At 66.0% G+C, this 1,093-nt stretch carries 2 protein-coding genes; both read right to left on the bottom strand.

Features of this window, described 5'->3' with window-relative positions; genetic code table 11:
* On the bottom strand, positions 1 to 439 hold a 439-nt coding region (locus EOA86_RS35765), incomplete at its 3' end, for a c-type cytochrome (protein WP_128345748.1).
* A gap of 189 nt (positions 440 to 628) precedes the next feature.
* The coding region (locus EOA86_RS35760) for an ATP-binding protein (RefSeq protein WP_245497489.1) at positions 629 to 1,093 on the bottom strand (465 nt) is incomplete at its 5' end.

Raw genomic sequence — 1,093 nt, 5'->3', positions numbered from 1 at the left:
CTTCCAGATAGCCGATGATCGCGGCGCGCTGAGCGGCGTTGGGAACGCCCACTGTCATCGACGTGCCCGGAACCATCTGGCGTGGCGCCGCGAGGAAGGTATCGAGGGTGCGGCCTTCCCAGACGATGGCCGATTCTCGCAGCGCGGCCGAATAGCGGGCGCCCTCGACACTGCCGGCCTTGCGGCCGATAACGCCCGACAGATGCGTACCGGTTCTGTTCTGGCCTGGCTCCAAGCTGTGGCAGCTTCCGCAGCGTTGCCGGAACAGCCGCTCGCCGTCGGCCTGCTGCGCGGAAGCGGCGCCGGGCAACAGCAGGCCGCCGGCAACCAAGAGCGCGGCCAGGGACGCACGCGCTCGCGTGATGAACGTCGCCGGAGATGCGGTGGCAACTCCGACGGAAATAACGTGGTTGCGTGTCGTGGCTTGTGAATGGCTCATCTGATGACCTCTGCGGAACGTTGAAGAGAGGGCTTTGTTGGTGGCCGGAAGCTTCCGGCAGGACCAGCCGCTCAGCAGCGAGAGCGGCGGCTGGGTTAAGAAAGGCACTGGGGAGCATGCGGGTTGCGACGACATTGATCGAACCCTGGCGGGACAGCGCGGGAGTTCCGATCGCGGGACAGGGTTCGGTCAAACCGGCAAGGATCGCAGTCCGGTCGGAGGGTGCGTTTCAGGTACAGGCGCCGGGGCCAGCTGCTTGGCCATGTCGATGAGCGGCAGCCTGATGACCGCGCGAAGACCGTTGCTCCGGTTTTCCAGCACGATGTCGCCGCCGTGGTGACGGGCGATGGCGCGGGCAATTGACAGGCCGAGCCCGACGCCGCCAGTCTCCCGGTTGCGCGACTGCTCCAGGCGGAAGAAGGGGGCGAACACCTGTTCCATATCGCCTGGCGGTATGCCAGGTCCGGCGTCCTCGACCACGATGTCCAGGCTGTCGGCACTCCTGACCAGGCTCACCTTGGCCTGCTCGCCATAGCGGACGGCATTTTCGACGAGATTGCGGATCGCCCGGCGAAGGGAGTCCGGCCGGCAGCGATACAGCACCTTTGGCCCGTCGCTGACGGTGATGTTTTGGCCCAGCTCTGCTAGATCTGT

Source organism: Mesorhizobium sp. M5C.F.Ca.IN.020.32.2.1 (assembly GCF_004023105.1).
Classification (GTDB): Bacteria; Pseudomonadota; Alphaproteobacteria; order Rhizobiales; family Rhizobiaceae; genus Mesorhizobium; species Mesorhizobium wenxiniae.
The sequence above is the reverse complement of the archived record's forward strand: the minus strand, read 5'-3'. Positions and strand labels throughout refer to the sequence as shown.